Annotated in this window: 11 protein-coding genes; 3 read left to right on the top strand and 8 right to left on the bottom strand. The window is 25.0% G+C overall.

Going from position 1 to position 19927, the window contains the following annotated elements:
- Positions 1–5 precede the first annotated feature (5 nt).
- Genes MYE_RS00790 through MYE_RS00770 form a run of 5 tightly spaced genes read right to left on the bottom strand, consistent with a single transcriptional unit; the run spans position 6 to position 7525 of the window.
- Positions 6–1118: a bifunctional folylpolyglutamate synthase/dihydrofolate synthase gene (locus tag MYE_RS00790; RefSeq protein WP_042733141.1), complete on the bottom strand. Its 1113-nt coding sequence runs from the start codon at positions 1116–1118 to the stop codon at positions 6–8.
- The gene (uvrA, locus tag MYE_RS00785) at positions 1118–3952 is read right to left on the bottom strand and encodes an excinuclease ABC subunit UvrA (RefSeq protein ID WP_144402408.1); all 2835 of its coding nucleotides are present in this window, start codon (positions 3950–3952) and stop codon (positions 1118–1120) included. Before uvrA ends, MYE_RS00790 begins: the two co-directional genes overlap by 1 nt.
- A gap of 7 nt (positions 3953–3959) precedes the next feature.
- Complete coding sequence (gene uvrB / locus MYE_RS00780; protein ID WP_042733139.1) at positions 3960–5960, bottom strand: excinuclease ABC subunit UvrB; 2001 nt, start codon at positions 5958–5960, stop codon at positions 3960–3962.
- Positions 5961–5967: 7 nt separating this feature from the next.
- Positions 5968–6753, bottom strand: a complete 786-nt coding sequence (locus MYE_RS00775; RefSeq protein ID WP_042733138.1) for a hypothetical protein — start codon at positions 6751–6753, stop codon at positions 5968–5970.
- Positions 6737–7525 carry a hypothetical protein gene (locus tag MYE_RS00770; RefSeq protein ID WP_042733137.1) on the bottom strand — a complete coding sequence of 263 codons (789 nt, stop codon included), beginning with the start codon at positions 7523–7525 and terminating at the stop codon, positions 6737–6739. The genes MYE_RS00775 and MYE_RS00770 overlap by 17 nt, the downstream gene beginning before the upstream one ends.
- Positions 7526–7682: 157 nt before the next feature.
- Between MYE_RS00770 and MYE_RS03970 the strand changes: the two genes are divergently transcribed.
- Positions 7683–9785 (top strand): BspA family leucine-rich repeat surface protein, encoded by a 2103-nt coding sequence (locus tag MYE_RS03970; protein ID WP_052491382.1) that lies wholly within the window; start codon positions 7683–7685, stop codon positions 9783–9785.
- Between the two features lie 36 nt (positions 9786–9821).
- Complete coding sequence (locus MYE_RS04105) at positions 9822–11261, top strand: BspA family leucine-rich repeat surface protein (RefSeq protein WP_082028298.1); 1440 nt, start codon at positions 9822–9824, stop codon at positions 11259–11261.
- 106 nt (positions 11262–11367) lie between these two features.
- Here the strand turns inward: MYE_RS04105 and secA are convergent, their stop codons facing one another.
- Positions 11368–14202, bottom strand: a complete 2835-nt coding sequence (secA, locus tag MYE_RS00755; RefSeq protein ID WP_042733136.1) for a preprotein translocase subunit SecA — start codon at positions 14200–14202, stop codon at positions 11368–11370.
- A gap of 79 nt (positions 14203–14281) precedes the next feature.
- Between secA and MYE_RS00750 the strand changes: the two genes are divergently transcribed.
- Positions 14282–14857 (top strand): IMPACT family protein, encoded by a 576-nt coding sequence (locus MYE_RS00750; protein ID WP_042733135.1) that lies wholly within the window; start codon positions 14282–14284, stop codon positions 14855–14857.
- Between the two features lie 161 nt (positions 14858–15018).
- Here the strand turns inward: MYE_RS00750 and MYE_RS00745 are convergent, their stop codons facing one another.
- Both MYE_RS00745 and MYE_RS04350 read right to left on the bottom strand, forming a co-directional pair.
- Complete coding sequence (locus tag MYE_RS00745) at positions 15019–16320, bottom strand: ATP-binding protein (protein WP_042733134.1); 1302 nt, start codon at positions 16318–16320, stop codon at positions 15019–15021.
- Positions 16321–16605: 285 nt separating this feature from the next.
- On the bottom strand, positions 16606–19497 hold the full coding sequence (locus MYE_RS04350) for a BspA family leucine-rich repeat surface protein (protein ID WP_052491381.1): 2892 nt from the start codon (positions 19495–19497) through the stop codon (positions 16606–16608).
- Positions 19498–19927 lie beyond the last annotated feature (430 nt).

Below are 19927 nucleotides of genomic sequence, written 5' to 3'. Positions count from 1 at the left end.
TACTGCTATTTTTTATTTTCCATAAATCATTTATAAACTTGAGGAATAAAATATAAACTTCCACAAATTAAAATATTTTTATTATTGTTTTTTAAAAATGTCTTTCAATCATAAATTTTATTTTTGTGATTAACATTATTTATATCTCAAGCTTTAATATGATCAAAACTAGCTATATAAACTTCATCAAAATTGCTTTCTAATAACTCTAATGAAGTTTTATAATCTTTTAAAAAACTTGTTGCATATAAAACTATAAAATCTTTATTAAGTTGTTTTGTTGCTATTATTAACCTATTTATTGCATCAACATTATGAGCACCATCAATTATAAAATAAGGATCAGTTTGTAAAATACTAAATCTTCCTAAAGGTTTATCTAATTTAAAGATACTATCATCATAAATTTCAAATTGTTCTAAAACTTTTTTAGCTAAACCTTTATTTGCTTTTTGATAATCTATTTGATCATCAATTTTATTAGCAAAAATAACTTCTACATTTTTATTAATTAATTTATCAAAAATAATATCTTTATATTTTAAATTATCATCACTAACAATTAATTTAGTGTTAGGTTTTGCTATGTTCATTTTTTGAAAAATAATATCTTCAATACTATTACCTAAATAATCAGTATGATCAATTGAAACAGAACTAAAAGCTGTAAGTATTTGATTAGACATATAATTAGTTGTATCATAATACCCACCAATACCAGCTTCACAAACTACAATATCAACTTGATTATCAACAAAATATAAAATCATAATAAGTGTTGACGTTTCAAAAAAGTTTAACTGATATTTATACATATAAACTTCAGCTTTTTTGATGTATTTTTTTAAATCATCATCACTAATTGGAATGTTATTAATTTGAATTCTTTCATTATGAAACATAAAAGCAGGAGAAATAAATAAACCTACTTTTTTATATTTTTGTTTTAAGCCTTGTGATATATAAAATGACGTTGAACCTTTACCGTTAGTTCCAACAACATTAATAGTTGGTAGTTTTGATTCGATATTATTTAATTCTTTTAAAACTTCTTTAAAAACACTTATTTTTTTATCTCTAGTTAATCATTCAAATAAAAATTCATCAACTGAAATCATTATAAATATCCTTTCAAGTATTTAGCTGTATATGATTTTTCTGATTGAACTACTTGTTCAGGAGTACCGAATGCTACAACTTGTCCACCATATTGTCCACCATCAGGACCTAGATCGATAATATGATCTGAAACTTTAATAAAATCTAAATTATGTTCAATACATAAAACAGTATTACCTAAATCAACTAATTTATTTAAAACATCAATTAATCTTTTTACATCATCAATATGTAAACCTGTAGTTGGTTCATCTAATAAAAACATAGTATTTCCTGTTTGTTTTTTTAATAAATGCGTTGATAGTTTAATTCTTTGAGATTCTCCACCTGAAAGTGTTGTTGCGTTTTGACCTAGTTTAATATAGCCTAATCCAACATCTAAAATCGTTTGAAGTTTAGCTTTAATTTGAGGTATATTTTCAAAAAATTCATAAGCTTGACTAACTGTCATATTTAAAACATCAGAAATTGATTTGTCTTTATATTTCACCATTAAAGTTTCGCTATTATAACGTTTACCTTCACACACTTCACAAACAACTTCAACACTTGGCATAAATTGCATTGAAATAGTAATAACTCCATCACCTTGACAATGTTCACATCTTCCACCAGGAACATTAAATGAAAATCTTCCTTTTTTATATCCTCTTATTTTAGCTTCAGGTAAATTTGTAAACAGATCTCTTATATCATTAAAAACTGAAGTATAAGTTGCTGGATTACTTCTTGGTGTTTTTCCAATTGGTTCTTGAGAAATATAGATTACTTTATTAATATTTTCTACTCCTCTAATTTCTTTTACTTTACCAGTTGGAATGTATTCTTTAGATAAATTATTTTGTAAACCTTTATAAACAATATCTTCTAATAGTGTAGATTTACCACTTCCACTAACTCCTGTAATTGTTACAAATTTATTTAATGGAATAGTTACATCAATATTTTTTAAATTATTTTCACTAGCTTTAATTATTTGAATAACTTTTTTATTACCACTTCTTCTTTTTGTTGGAACTGGTATAGTCATACGTTTTGATAAATATTTTCCTGTAATAGTATCAGTTTTTAAAATTTCATTATATGTTCCTGAAAAAGTAATTTCTCCACCGTTCTCTCCAGCTCCAGGACCAATATCAACAATTCAATCACTAGCTTTCATTGTATCTTCGTCATGTTCAACAACAATTAAAGTATTTCCTAAATCTCTTAAATGTTTTAATGTAGCAATTAATCTATCGTTATCTTTTTGATGTAATCCAATTGAAGGTTCGTCTAAAACATATAAAATACCTGTTAATTGACTTCCGATTTGTTTTGCTAATCTAATTCTTTGAGATTCTCCACCTGAAAGTGTTGTAGCCGTTCTTGCTAGATCTAAATATCCTAATCCTACTTCATTTAAAAAACTAGTTCTTGAAATAATTTCATCTAATACTAATTTAGCAATTGTTTTTTGAGTTTCAGTTAATTCAATATTTAATAAAAAATCTAACTCTTCACTAATACTTATTTTTGTATAATCAAAAATTGATTTATCATTAATTTTTACTGATAATGCTATTTCATTTAATCTTGATCCTTGACATAAAGTACAAGTTGTTGATGACATAAATTTAGAATATCAATTTCTAATTTCTTCAGATTTAGTTTCAAAATATCTTCTTTTAATTAATTGGGCTGTTCCTTCGATATAATCAAAACTTTCATATTTTTTACCATTACTACTTACAAGTCTAATATCAATTTCTCTGTCACTTCCTCATAAAATAACATCAATTTGTTTTTTAGTTAATTGATTTAAAGGCAAGCTTAGATCAATATAGTAATAATCACACAATGTTCTAAATTTTTGTCATTCTAAATTATCAGTATGTAAAAAGTTTTTATAATAACTAACTCCACCTTCATTAATTGAAAGATTCATATTAGGCATAATTAAATTAACATCGGGTTCTAAATTTACACCTAATCCATTACACTCACTACAAGCACCTAATGGAGCATTAAATGAAAATAATCTAGGCTCTAATTCAGGAACAACAAAATCACATTCTTTACATGCAAAAGAAGTTGAAAATAATTTCTCAACTTTTTGATCATCGTTAATATAAGCGATTTTAATTAAATTATTAGAATAGTTTAATCCTGTTTCAACCGCTGCAAAAACTCTTGAATTGATCTCATCAGTATTTTTATAAATAATTCTATCGACAACAATATCAATATTATGCCTTTGATTTTTATCTAACTGAATTTCATCATCTAACATTTTTAATTCACCATCAACAATTACACGAATAAATCCATCAGAACTTAGTTTTTCTAAAACATCTTTAAATGTACCTTTTTTATCTCTAACTAATGGTGAAAGTATATGAATTTGTTGATTTTCTGTTGTTGTTTGTTTGATATTATTCACTATTTCACTAATGCTCATAGCTTGAATTTGACCGTGACCATTTATACAATAAGGTGTTCCAATTCTTGCATATAATAAACGTAGATAATCATAAATTTCAGTAACTGTTCCAACTGTTGATCTTGGGTTATGACTAGTTGTTTTTTGATCAATTGAAATAGATGGAGACAATCCTTCAATTGAATCAACATCAGGTTTTTCATTTCCACCTAAAAATTGTCTAGCATAAGCTGAAAGTGATTCAATATAACGCCTACGTCCTTCAGCATAAATCGTTGAAAACGCTAAAGAAGATTTACCAGATCCACTTAATCCTGTAAAAACAACTAACTTATTTTTAGGTATTTCAAGATCAACATTTTTTAAATTATGTTCTCTTGCACCTTTAATTATGATTTTGTCGTTCATAATAAACCTCCTAATTAGAACTTTTTTGATTTTCTAATTCAATAATTGTATCTCTTAAAACTGCTGCTCTTTCAAAATCTAATTCTTTTGCAGCTTGTAACATTTCCTCTCGTAAATCATCAATCGCTTTTTGAAGTGTTTCAATTTTTTGTTTTGAATTTCGTATTTTTTTAGCTTTTTCAATTGCTTGTTTAGATTTTTTACTTAATACTGATTCAGTAATTTGTTTTGAAACTGTTTTAGGAGTAATGTTATGAATTTTATTGTATTGTTGTTGAATTTCACGTCTACGATTAGTTTCATCAATAGCTTGTTGCATAGCTTGACTAGTGCTATCAGCATACATTATAGCTTTACCATGTTCATTTCTAGCAACTCGTCCTATTGTTTGAATTAATGATCGATAGTTTCTTAAAAATCCTTGTTTATCAGCATCTAATATACAAATTAAACTAACTTCAGGAAGATCTAATCCTTCTCTTAGCAAGTTAACTCCAACAACAACATCATAAACCCCTTTTCTTAAATCATTTAATATTTCACTTCGTTCTAGTGTTTTTAATTCAGAGTGTAAATAAGCTACTTTAATATCTCTTTGTTGTAAATAATTAGTTAAATCTTCACTCATTCTAATTGTTAAAGTTGTAATAAATACTCTTTCATTTACTTTTCTTCTGTTATGTATTTCATTGATAATATCATCAATTTGATTTGTTGTAGGTCTTATTTCAACAATTGGATCTAATAATCCTGTTGGTCTAATAATTTGTTGAACTACATGATTATTAACTTGATCTAATTCATAATCTCCTGGAGTTGCTGAAGTATAGATTACTTGATGTAATAAACTATTAAATTCATCAAAATTTAAAGGACGATTATCTAATGCGCTAGGTAGTCTAAATCCGTATTCAACTAGCGTTGTTTTTCTAGATCTATCAGTGTTATACATTCCTCTAATTTGAGGAAGTGAAATATGAGATTCATCAATAATAGTTAAAAAATCATCTTTAAAATAATCTAATAAAATATAAGGGCGTTGACCCGGTTGACGCAGATCTAAATGAGAAGAATAATTTTCAATACCACTACAATATCCAAATTCTTCAAGTGATTCAAGATCGTATTTAGTTCTTTGTTCTAATCTTTGAGCTTCTAATAATTTATTTTCACTAGTTAAAACAGCTAATCTGTTAGTTAATTCATTTCTAATGTTGTTACAAATTAATTTAATTTTATCTTGTGGTGTCACATAAGCTTGAGCAGGAAAAATTGAAACAGTGCTAGTTCTATCAATAACTGCACCAGTAATTGAATTTAAAATATCAATCATTTCAATCTCATCATTAAATAATGAAATTCTAAACATAATATTATTTGCTCAACCAGGAACTATTTTAATGACATCACCTTTAGCTGAAAAACTACCTAATTCATTTTCAATATCATTTCTTGTATAACCTGTTTTAACTAATCAATTTAATAATTCATTTCTTGCAATTTTTTGTCCTAATTTCAATTCAAAAAATGCTGATGAATATTCATCTGGATTTTGTAAAGCAAAAATAGCAGCAACACTTGCTACAACTATTGTGTCATTTCTTGTTAAAAGTGCATTACAAGCACTAAGCCTCATCATATCTAATTCCATATTCTGACGAGCATCTTTATCAATATATAAATCTTTAGATGGAACATAAGCTTCAGGTTGGAAAAAATCGAAATTTGAAACAAAATATTCAACTCTATTTTCAGGAAATAATTCTTTTAACTCGTAATACAATTGCATAGCTAAAGTTTTATTATGAGCTAAAACTAGAGTTTGTTTATTATGTTTAGCAATAACATTTGCAATAGTAAAAGTTTTACCAGTTCCAGTAGCACCTAGTAAAACTTGATATTTTTTATTATCTTTTAATCCTTGGTTTAATTGTTCAATAGCTTGACTTTGATCTCCAGAAGGTGAGAATCTACTTACTAATTTAAACTTATTGTTATTTATATAATTCATATTAAAATTAATTACTTTCTTTATTAATTTTTATTATACTCTCATTTTTAATGTTATTTTTGTTTGTCAATTTATTTGACTTGTTATAAATTAAAATATTTAAATAATAAACACCAACATATAATAAACTAATTAAAGCAATAAATAAAATATTTCCTAAAACATAAAGAGCAACACCTATTTTTTCAGCAGATAAAAATGCATATGGATAAGCAACATTTTGATCAGCAACATTTGGTATTAATCTAATTCCAATTCAAATTAAATATGCTGAAAGTATAACAACATTTTGTAAGCTTCCTAATCAAACTTGTTTTTTAGTTTTTTGATCACAAATAGGAAAAATAAAAAAGTAAACTAATCAAATTAAAGGAACAATAACATGAATTGCACTAGCACGATAATAAGTATCAAAACTTGTATCATCTATTTGAGTTTGACCGATAATTATTCCAACAACATAAAATAAGAAAATAAAAATTGTTCAAGCAGTAAATGTATATTCAGTATATTTAAAAATAAGTATTTTTTTAGTTTGTAACATTTTTGTAATTTTCATAGCAGAAAATACCATTACAAAAGTAGCGTATCATTCACTTAAATAAGTTGTATCTCTTGTGAATATAAAATCAGCAGCTTCAGGTTTATTTGTAGTTATGCCAAATGATTTAAGTACAAAAAACATAAATAAACATGAAGCTATTAAAAATAACATAACAACTGAAACGATCATTTCAGATTTAAATGTTCTTTTAAAAGTTTTTAATCAATTTTTATTATCAACTTTTTTCATAAATACCTCCATTTTTATTTACTAAATTATTAATTTTTATTACTGCAAAATAACTTGAAAAATACACAGCAAATATAAAAATACCTAAGAAAATAAAATTAGTTACTCCTAGTTTTTCTATATCAATATCAACAAAAGCAAATTGATTATTTTTCACTAATTGTAATCTTGCAAACGTTTTAATAACTACATAAATAATATAAACAAAACTAATTAATACTAATCTTCATGTTGATCTAAACATTACTTTATTATCTACTAATGTTTTATTTTTAAATAATAATAAATAACTTAAAAATGCAATTGGTAATAAAAAGTATGAGTTAATTATTTTTAATCAATAACTTCAGTTAATAATCTCGTTAACAAAACCTACGCTTAAATAAAATATAAATAAAATCATAGATGCTAAAAGCATACTTACAGCTAAAAATTCTACTCATTTATTAGAATAAACTTGTTTTGTTTTTATATTTTTATATAAAGCATAAATTGCATAAGAAGTTGTGATTCACATTGATCACATAGAAATTGAAATTGAATCTAAAAAAATTAAACTATCAATATTAGCAACCTTTTGACTAATATTAGTTATTGCAAATGAAATATTTATAAAAAAGCTAATAAAAATAATAAAACTGTAGAATATAAGATCAGTTTTTAAAGTCCTTGTTAGTGTAGTTTGTTCATGTTTTTTCTCCTTACATAGTCTTATTATATAAAATATATAAAAAATAATAAAAAGTAAGTTAGTAACTTTTAAATTATTCAATCGGTACTTTTATCCTTCAATTCATGGATAACTATTACTTATGATAATTTTGTAAAAACCACCTCGAGTTTTTTGTCAAGTCTTTTTTTTTTTTTTTTTGCATTGCTATAATTTTTATTATGTTTTTTTAAAATTTTTTATTTAATAAAGGAGTTATATGAAATTAACTTGAAAAACAATATCTCTAATAATTGGTACAAATGCTATTTCTGCAACTTCAGTTGGAACTGGTATTACATTGTTAAATAACAAATCTCAAAAGATCGAAAGTATTGATTTATCTACTTTAAATATTGATAAAGATTTAGGATGAATTAATGAAAGTGATAAAACAGTAGAAAAATTAATCTTACTAATTAAACAAAAAAATCCAAAAACTAATTTTAATTTTTCTAAATTAGATTTAGTGATTAAAGACAATACAGTAATAGTAAAACCTATTAAAAATGATAAAACATATAAAAATCAAATAACATTTACATTTTACATTCCTACTTCTGAAGAAATAATTATTAATAAAATTAAATCTATTTGAGATCTTGAATTTAAAGATAGATTTAGAGGTAAAAATAAATGAGATTTACCTTCTAAAAAAACAATATTAAAAACTCTATCAGATAGATTAATAAAAAATAAATTAAATAATATAAAAATCCATTATTTAGAAGACAGTTTAAAAGAGTCTAAACCAAAAGAAAATGAGACTTTAAAATTTATTTATAAAGATAATATAATAGAGTTAAATATTGGAATATTTAATAATCAAAAAAGAAAACACACTTATAAAGATATTACAAAAAGAGAAGTAATAAAAATAGGTTATTTTATAAACTCTAATGGTTTATTTCAAATACAAAAATTTAATAAAGTTACGAAAAAAGTTCCTGATAATTTACCAAGTGCTATCGAAGATTTAAGTAAAGCATTTTATGACAATAAAAATGCATTCATAATAGGAATTCAAAATTGAGATACATCAAATGTAACTAATATGAGTGAGATGTTTTATGGAGCTGAAAAGTTTAATCAAGATATATCTATGTGAAACACCTCAAATGTAACTAATATGAGTAGTATGTTTAGAGATGCTTATTCGTTTAACCAAAATATAAATACAAAGATTACAGTTAAAGAAGATCAAACGAGTTATAAAGCTTGAGATACTTCAAAAGTAACTAATATGAGTGAGATGTTTTGTGGAGCTGAAAAGTTTAATCAAGACATTTCTGACTGAGATACTTCTAAAGTAACTGATATGAGTTATATGTTTAGAGGAGCGTATTCTTTTATTAAGAATATAAATTCTTGAGTTACTTCAAATGTAACAAATATGAGCGGAATGTTCTACAGAGCTGAAAACTTTAATCAAGATGTATCTAAAAAGAAAATAAGAATAGACAACTGGACATATTATTATGCTTGAGATACTTCAAAAGTAACTAATATGAGTGAGATGTTTTATGGAGCTGAAAAGTTTAATCAAGACATTTCCAACTGAAACACTTCAAATGTAACTAATATGAGAGGTATGTTTGAAGGTGCAAGAGAATTTAATCAAGATGTATCTAAAAAGAAAATAAGAAGATGTGGTCCAGAAATATATTATGCTTGAGATACTTCTAAAGTAACTGATATGAGTTATATGTTTAGAGGAGCTGAAAAATTTGACCAAGATATTTCTGACTGAAACACTTCAAATGTAACTAATATGAGAGGTATGTTTGAAGATGCAAGAGAATTTAATCGAAATTTAAAAAATTGAGATACTTTCAAAGTGACTGATATGAGTCGAATGTTTTATGGTGCTAAAAACTTTAATGGTGATATTTCAAATTGAGATACATCAAATGTAACTAATATGAGTTGAATGTTTAGAGATGCTGAAAACTTTAATCAAGATATATCTAAAAAGGAAGAGTGAAATTATCGTCGAAAATATCATTACGTTTGAGATACTTCTAAAGTAACTGATATGAGTGAAATGTTCAAAAATTGCTTAAACTTTAATCAACCATTAAATAATTGAGATGTATCTAATGTAACTAATATGAAAGAAATGTTTTATGATGCTAAAAAATTTAATAAACCTTTAAGTGACTGAAACACTTCAAATGTAACTAATATGGAATCAATGTTTGAAGGTGCAATAGATTTTAATCAAAATATTAGTAATTGAGAAGTAAATCAAGTAAGAAGATATTCTGATTTTAATAAGAATTCTAATTTAGAAGAAAAAAATATTCCACCATTTAAAAGATAATTATTTATCTTAAATTAAAAATAGAAAGAAGATTATATGAAAATTGCTAAATTAATATCTATAATAATTGGTACAAATACCATTTCAATAGGTTCGGTCGGGGTTGGTTTTGGAATATATAACCAAAATCAAAAAATAGAAAACATTGATTTATCTACTTTAATTATTAATAAAGATTTAGGATGAATTAACGAAAGTGATAAAGCATTAGAAAAATTAATCTTGCTAATTAAACAAAAAAATCCAAAAGCTGATATTGATTTTTCTAAATTAAAACTTGAAATAAAAAATAATAAAGTTATTATTAAACCTAAAGAAAATGATAAAACTTATATTAATGAAGTTGAGGTTAAATTTTATATCCCTTCTTCTAAAGATTTCATTATTAATAAAATTAAATCAATCTGAGATGATGAATTCAAAAATAGATTAAGACAAGATAAATTACCATCTAAAAAAATAATATTAGAAACTCTATCAGATAGATTAATAAAAAATAAATTAAATAATATAAAAATCGATTATTTAGAAGACAGTTTAAAAGAGTCTAAACCAAAAGAAAATGAAAATCTGAAGTTTATTTACACTGGCGACATCATAGAGTTAAATGTTGGATGATTTAATACAAGTAAAACAAAACATAAATATAAAGATTCTACTAAAAAAGAAGTAACTGAAATAGGTTATTTTATAAATGAAAAAGGTGGATTTGAAGTACATAAGTTTAATTGAAATACAGAAATCGTTACTGGTTCATTACCTAGTATTATTACTGACTTAAGTGAAGCGTTTAAAGAAAATAAAAATCAAGTTAAGGGGATTGAATATTGAGATACTTCAAATGTAACTACTATGGAAAGTATGTTTAATAATGCAACCGAGTTCAATGGTGATATATCAAAATGAAATACTTCAAATGTAACTGATATGAGTGATATGTTTTCACAAACTGAAAACTTCAACCAAAACATAAACACAAAAGAAATTAAAAGTTCAGATGGTTCATCATATATTGCGTGAGATACTTCAAATGTAACAAATATGAGAAATATGTTTTATGGTGCTAAAAAATTTAATGCCGATATTTCAAATTGAGATACTTCAAAAGTAAAGAATATGCAAGGTATGTTTTGTTGAACTAAAAATTTTAATCAACCATTAAATAATTGAGATGTATCTAATGTAATAGATATGAGTTTTATGTTTGATGGTGCTAAAAGTTTTAACCAAGATTTAGATAATTGGGATGTATCTAATGTAACTACTATGGAGAATATGTTTGCTTCAACAAAAAACTTTAATGGTATTATTTCAAATTGAGATACCTCTAACGTGACTGATATGAGTGAAATGTTTACTGAAGCTGAAAATTTCAGTCAAGATCTTTCAGGGTGAAATGTTAATAATGTGAAATATGGTTTTTCTAATTATGGCAATAAATTAAAACCTGAACAGTTACCAAGATTTAAAAAATAATTAGAATAGCGTTTGCTATTTTTTTATTTCTAAAATTTAGATATTTTTATGCTTAAAGTGGGAAAGATATGAAAAATAATAAAAAAGTACGTTAGTAACTTTTAAATTACCCGATACGTACTTTTACTTTTTGATCTTCTTCAGTTGCATCTTCCGCTTTTTTCTTAGATTCAAATCTAGCTTGTTTTTTAAAGTCATCCATTCTTTGAACAAGTTCTAATAAAATATCTCTTGCAATTGATAGTTTATGCAATTCGTCTGCATCTTTACATTTTTTAGCAATTTTTTCAAAATCAGCTTGAACTTCTTCAATTGTAATTGTTGTGATGTCTCTTTCTTTTTGAATTTTTTTAATCAATCTTGTGATTTCTTGATTTTCAGCTGAAGATTCAGAGATCATTTGTTCTCTTCTTTCTAATTCGATTACTAATCCTAACATAATGTCACGTTGAATTCTTAATCTTCTTAATTTTGGTTTATCTTCTTTGAATTCTTTTTCTAATTCATCAAAACGTCTATTAATTGCAGAATTGTTAATATCATCTTTTGATAGACCAGTTTCATTTAAGATGTCTTCAATATCTTTATCTGTGATTTCAATTCTTTCTTCTCTTGGTTCTTCTTCAACTAATTTTAGAATTACATTAGATAAGTTGTTTACAATTTCATCAGCTATGTTTACTTTCATTTTATTAAATAAACTAGTTGCTTGTTCAACATAAATTGCTAATGGATTGTTTTGAGCATATTGTTGTAGATAAATTCCACTTTTTAATTTGTTAGCTAAATCCAAGTGTTTAGTTCAATATTTATCAAATGAATCTAAAATGACTCTTCTTTCCATATTTAAAGCTACATCTTCAGGAATATCTGAAATTCTTGCTTTATATAATTTCATCATTGCTTCAGCTATTTCAATTGCTAGATCCATTTTTTCTTTGTTATAGAAATCTTGAACAGTAAATTTATTTTTAGGAACTAAATTACCATCAATTACTTTTAATAAACTTTCTGAGTTTAATGTTTTTTCACCATGAACTTCAGTTGAGTGTTTTTCAATTAATTCATAAGCTGTTGTAATTTGGAATTTTTTAATTGCTACAGTTAGATCAGTTGCTTCTAAAATATCTTCACGTTGAGCATAAATAATTTCACGTTGTTGAGCTAGAATGTTATCATAATCTAAAACGTTTTTACGTTGATCGAAGTTCATCCCTTCAAGTTTTTTCTGGTTATTAGTGATTGCTCTTGTAAACAATCTAGATTTAATATAATCATCACCTAATGATTTAAAACGTTGTCTTTGTTTTGGAACAGTAAAACGAATCATTAAATCATCGTCCATTGAAATATAAAATCTTGAAAGACCTGGATCACCTTGTCTACCTGATCTACCACGTAATTGGTTATCAATACGTCTTGCTTCGTTACGTTCAACACCAAATACACGTAATCCACCTAGTTTTTTAACTTCATCACTTAACTTAATATCAGTTCCACGACCAGCCATGTTGGTTGCTAAAGTAATAGCTCCTAATTGTCCGGCTTTTGCAACAATTTCAGCTTCTCTGTCGTGATTTTTAGCGTTAATTGTTTCAAATTTTAATCCGGCTTTTGTTAGATATCTTGCAATTTGTTCACTTGATTCAACACTAGTGGTTCCAATTAAAATAGGAGCACCAAGTTCATGAGTTTCTTTTACATCTTTTACAAGTTTTTTTAACGCTGCATTTTTTGATCCAAATGTTAGATCTGGTTCATCTTTACGAATAACAGGTTTATTTGTTGGAGTAACAACAACTCTAGTATTATAAATTTTAATAAATTCTTCTTCTTCAGTTTTAGCAGTACCAGTCATTCCTGCAATTTTTGAATATAAACGATAGAAATTTTGATAAGTAATTGTTGCTAATGTTACAGTTTCTTCTTCGATTTCAACATTTTCTTTAGCTTGTAAAGCTTGTTGAAGTCCATCTGAATAACTTCTTCCTTCCATAATACGACCAGTAAATTGATCGATTAATAAAATTTCTCCATCTCTAACTGTATATTCAATACCTTCTTTAAAAACAAATTGAGCTTTTAAAGCATTCATAATTAAGTGGAAAATTTCAGTATTTTCTAAAGCAAATAAGTTTTTTAATGAAAAGAATTCATTAGCTTTTCTCATACCTTGTTCATTTAAATAAACTTGTTTTGATTCTAGATCAATGTCAACATCATCATGTTCTTTTAAAGTTAAAGCAAAATCATTAGCTGTTTTATACATGTTTTTTCTAGATGATGACCCACCTGAAATAATTAAAGGTGTTCTTGCTTCGTCAATTAAAACTGAATCAGCTTCATCGATAATACAATAATTTAATTTTCTTTGAACTCTTTGACTTGGATCGCTTACCATATTATCTCTTAAATAATCAAAACCTAACTCTGAGTTAGTTGTATAAGTAATGTCTTTTTCATAAGCTTCTCTTTTTTCTGATTTAGACAATCTACTTCCATTAAGACCAACAGTAATACCTAAAAAATCATAAACTTGTCCGTTTATTTCACTATCACGTTTTGAAAGATATTCGTTAACAGTAACAACATGAACCCCTTTACCAGTTAAAGCATTTAAATATGCAGGAAAAATACCAGTTAAAGTTTTACCTTCACCAGTTCTCATCTCAGCAATATCTCCAGAATTTAAAATAATTCCTCCAATTAACTGAACTCTATAAGCATTTAACCCCAACACTCTTCTAGCAGCTTCTCTAGCTAATGCATAAGCTTCAATTAATAATGAGTCAGGTTCAGTTCCGTTTGCTATTAAATCTTTAAATTCTTGTGTTTTAACTTTGAAATCTTCATCTTTTAACTCTCTCATTTCTGGTTCTAATTTGATAATTTTATCTGCAATTTGACCGTATCTTTTAATTAATCGTTTATCAGAAATCATTTTATCCTCCCACATTTTTGGCATTACAATATAATTATTATATAACATATAATAGTAAAAAATAATTTAGAAAATAGATATGAAAACAATAGATAGTAAAGTTTATACAAATCAAATAATAATTAAAAATTCTAAGTTCATAACAATCATGAAAAAAGTTAATTCTAAACAAGATTTAGAAAGTTTTTTAGATAAATATCGTCAACTTGACGCTACACATAATTGTTATGCTTATAGAATTTATGATGATAAAGTAATTGGTGGTTATAATGATGATGGAGAACCTAGTTCAACTGCAGGAAAACCTATCTTTAATGTATTAGAAAAAAATAATTTATTTAATGTAGTTATTTTAGTTATTCGTTATTATGGTGGTATTAAATTAGGTGCAGGACCTTTAACAAGAGCTTATTCTAATTGTGCTAGTGAAATAGTTAAATTAGCAGATATTATTGAAACTAAAAAATATTATGTTTATAAAATCCAATTTAATATAACAGAAATAAAACAAGTTAATAATTGAATGAATAAAAATAAAATAGAAATACTTACTAAAGAATTTGATGAAAAAGTAGTTTATTTAATTCAATCAGAAGTTGAAATTGATACTAGTAATTTATTTGAAATTTTAGAAAAAAGTGTTCTTAATAAGTAATAAACTTAAAATTTGTGTGGATTCCACACTTTTTTTAAGTGTATCTAATTACTCTGGTTTCAACAATTTTATTGAGCGAGACAACGATATAGATTGAAATAAAATTCCAAAGAAATTTTGATAATAAAAATAGCATGTAAATGTTATTTTTTGTTTATATACTAAACTTCAGAATCAATAAATGATCCATCTAATAAAAAGTCTATTAAGCCTATGTATAATACACCTTTTTGATCATATTTAGGTATTGAATTATCAAAAGTTATAATTATCTTTTTAAATGAGTCATCTATATTATATAAAGAACGAGCTTCTTGTTCTTTTTTTTCTTGTGTTGGCATTTGATATGCTGATTGAATGTAGTATTTCTTATTTGCTTTTTTAGCTACAAAATCAACTTCTAAAGTTTTTCGACTTGTTTTATTATCAACTGTTGAAAATGTTTCAACAACACCTGTATTTATAATAAAACCTCTTCTTTTTAATTCGTTATATATTATATTTTCCATAATATGATTTTCTTCATATTGATTAAAATCTAAACGTGCATTTCTTAAACCAGGATCTTCAAAATAATATTTTAAAGGAGTTTTAAAAACCTTACCTCCTTTAACATTAAATTTATGACAACTAGAAATTAAAAATGATTGTTCAAAATAATCCAAATAATTACTTACTGTAGTTGGCGATATTTGTATTTTTGTTTCTGAATCAAATCTTTTTGATAATTTACTAGGATTAGTTAAAGATCCAATACTTGATGAAATAAAGTTTAATAATATTTCTAGAACATATTTATCTTTCTGAATTGATTTTCTTTCAAGTATATCTTTTATATAAAGTTCATTGAATAGATTAGCCAAGTACTCAACTTTTTCATCTTCTGTATCTAAAATATAAACACCTGGTAGACCACCATAATAGAAATAATGTTGTAAAGCTTTCTTTTGATCATCAAATAAAGGTAATATTTCACTAAAAGATAGTGGTAACACATGTATTCTATTAGCTCTATCTCTAAATTGAGTAAGTATTTCACTAGATAGCATTACTGAATTGCTTCCAGTTACATAAACATCAACATTATCTCTTTTCATAAGTTCAATTAAAACATCTACAAAAGTAATTTTGTGTTTACTATTTTTAACATAAGGATTATCTATTATTTCACAATATTGAATTTCATCTATAAAAACATAATATTTCTCATCATTAGAAACAATAAAATGCTCTATATGTTCTATAAGCTTTAAGGGATCTCTTAAAGAAATATTTTTAACACTATCTAGTGAAAGTTTTATAATTTGTTCTTCTTTTACACCTTTAGAAATTAAATAATCATTAAAAATGTTAAAAAGTAAAAATGATTTACCACATCTTCTTATTCCTGTTATGACTTTAACCTTACCATTGTTCATTTTGTTTATTAGCTTATTTAAATAAAAGTCTCTTCTTATTGACATAGATACCTCTTTAAATTTGTGTGTATTCCACACTTTTTTTAAGTGAAATTAGGTTAAATATATAAATTTTTAATATATTTTTACCGAATACTTAAAATTTATGTGGATTCCACACTTTTTTTAAGTATATTATACAAAAAATACATGTTTTATCAGGTTATAAGTAATAAATATTTAAAATTTGTGTGGATTACACACTTTTTTTAAGTTTTATCATTAAATGTATCAAGTTTAACCAATGATAGAATACTGATAACAAAAAAACTCTCATAAGAGAGTAATTAATTATTTTTTAGGAAATATTGGTAATTTATTATCTTTAAATTCTAAATGAGCGTCTTTGTTAAAGTTTTCATTTTTTTCTACTTTAGATACATTTCATCCTGATAAGTTTTGGTTGAATGATTTTGATTCAGCGAACATTCAACTCATATCAGTTACATTTGAAGTATCTCAGTTAGATATGTCTTGGTTGAAGTTTTTAGTTTTCGAAAACATCTCACTCATATTAGTTACGTTTGATGTGTTTCATGCTTTATACACAGAACCGTCTGATTTTGTTACATTTTTTGTTGATATGTCTTGGTTGAAGTTTTCTGCACCAAAAAATATTCTATTCATATTAGTTACATTTGAAGTATCTCAGTTAGATATGTCTTGGTTGAAGTTATCTGTAAAAGCAAACATTCCACCCATATCAGTTACATTTGAAGTGTTTCAATTTCTTAATGATTTATTAAACTTTTTGGCTGCTCAAAACATTCCATTCATATCAGTTACATTTGAAGTATCTCAGTTAGATATGTCTTGGTTGAAGTTTTCAGCTCATTGAAACATTCCTCTCATATCTCTTACGTTTGAAATATTTCAGTTAGATATGTCTTGGTTGAAGTTTGTGGCTCATCAAAACATCAATTCCATACTTCTCACATTAGAAGTATCTCAATTAGATATGTCTTGGTTGAATTCTGAAGCTTGTGTGAATATTCTACTTATATCAGTTACATTTGAAATATCTCATGCTTTATACACAGAACCATCTGATTTTGTTACATTTTTTGTTGATATGTCTTGGTTGAAAGATCTAGCACCACCAAACATTCCGTGCATGTTAGTTACATTGGAAGTATCTCACTTGGTTATATCTTGGTTGAAGTTATTAGTATGAGAGAAAGTTCTATGCATATTAATTACATTAGAAGTATCTCAATCTTCAATACCATCAATTTTTTCGTTAGGATTATTAGAAAATAGGCAGAAAAGGCTTTCTATTTTTGGTGATAATTTATTTTGTACTTTCTTAATATTAATTTCATGTTCACCCCCAAAATTGCCAACAAATGCTGTAAATAAACCGTCTAAAGGAGAAACGATATATCCTAGTTCAACTACTTCTTCTTTTTTATCATCTTTAAATTTCGTATTAAATTTATTAAACTCACCTAAATCAAGTTCAATTAATTCATTGTTATATTTAATTTTAAATAATTTATTAGGAACAATTTTTATATTGTCTCAGTCTTTTTCATCATCTACAACTTTAGATACTGAAATATTTAAATTATTAGCTTTTAATCTTCTATTAATTGCTTCTAATAATTTTTGATTTGTTAAATAAACACCTCGCTTATCATCAACATAATCATAAAATCTATCTTTAAATTCACTATCTCAAATATGTTTTATCTTGATAATGTTTCTTTGTGTTTCTGTTCGAATAATAAAATTAAATTCTACTTCTCCTTCATAAGTTTTATCACCAGTTTTAGGTTTGATAACAGCTTTATTACCATTTATTTGTAATACTAATTTATTAAAATCTAATTTACTATTTGGATTATTTTTATTAATTAATTCAATTATTTTTTGATTATTAATTTGATTGTCATCAATCTCACCTAAATTTGTAGTAGTAATTAAACTAGTTAATTTTTTACTTAAAGTAAATGAAAATTTAACTTCACCTATATAACTGTTATCACCTGGTTTAGGTCTTATAAAAAAGTTATTTCTCTCTCCATCTGTAAGTATAAATGGAGCAAGTCTACTGAAATCAATAGAAGCAGCTTTTGGATTTTTTTGTTTTAATAAATCTATTAGGCTTGTCACGTTTAGTTCTGAACTATTTATAATTCCTAAATTTGTCTCAGTAATGAAACTGTGTAGATCTTGAATTATTCAGAATGTAACTTCAACTTGTCCTTTATAAGTTTTGTCACCAGTTTTAGGTTTAACGATGACTTTATCATCATAAATATCTAATTCTAATTTATCAAAATCAATTTCATTATTTGGATTTTTTTGTTTGATTAATTCAGCTAATTTAGTTCCAGTTTTTTCTGAACTATTAATATTTCCTAAATTTCTCTCAGTAATTAAATCACTTAGATCTTGACTTAATGAAAATATAATCTCGGCTTGTCCTTCATAAGTTTTATCACCAGTTTTAGGTTTAACGATGACTTTATTTTCTTGAACTACCAATTCTACTTTATCAGTATCTAAATCTGGATTTTTTTGTTTTATTAATTGAATTAGTGTTTGGTTAGTTCTATCCGATTCATGAATTGGGCCTAAATCTCTATTAGTAATTATTGTTGATAGGTCTTTACTTAAAGTAAATGAAATTTCAACTTGTCCTTCATAAGTTTTATCACCAGTTTTAGGTTTAACGATGACTTTATTTTCTTGAACTACCAATTCTACTTTATCAGTATCTAAATCTGGATTTTTTTGTTTTATTAATTGAATTAGTGCTTGGTTAGTTCTATCTGATTCATGAATTGGACCTAAATCTCTATTAGTAATTATTGTTGATAGGTCTTTACTTAAAGTAAATGAAATTTTAACTTCATTTTTATATGTATTATCATTAGGTTTTGGTTTAACAATAATTTTATCGCTTTGAATATCAAATTCTAATTTACTAAAATCAAGATTCAAATTAGGGTTTATTTTTTTAATTAATTCTATTAACTTATTTTCATTCAACTCAGAGCTATTGATAAGACCGATATTAGTATTTCTTATCAGATTTATTAAATTTCTTCTTTCTTCTTTTCTTATATTTGATTGGTTAATTCCAACTCCAATACCAGTACTAGCTGATGCTGTAACTAAAACACCAGCTCCTGCTAGTATTAGTTTTTTTGATATTAAACTTTTTACTAATTTCATAATAACTCCTTTAAAAATTTTCTTTTTAAAGAATAGCATTTCAAAAAAAAAAAAAAAAGAGTTGAAAGTGTACTCAACATGTGCATAGATTAGTCTAAAAAAGATTAAACTTACTAATTAAATAGAAATATTTTTAAATAAACAATAAGTTAACAAATACTTAACTCAAAAAGATATCTAGAGATAAAAATGAACTGAAGATATAGTTATAATCTGCGATGTTTATTTAATGCAGATTGATTCATAAACATGTTAACTTTAATCATTGATTATAGAATAAAAAATAAGTTCATAAAATTCAGCTTATTTGCAATTAAAAATTATTGTGAAAGAGAATAATAGAAAATATAACTATTTTTCAAAAAATTCTAATTAATATCATAATGAATTATTTAAATTTTAGAAGTTTATTAATAGTTTCTGTATACTA

This window comes from Mycoplasma yeatsii GM274B (assembly GCF_000875755.1).
GTDB classification, from domain to species: Bacteria; Bacillota_I; Bacilli_A; order Mycoplasmatales; family Mycoplasmataceae; genus Mycoplasma; species Mycoplasma yeatsii.
Note: the sequence above shows the minus strand (reverse complement) of the source record. Positions and strands in the feature narration are given on the sequence as shown.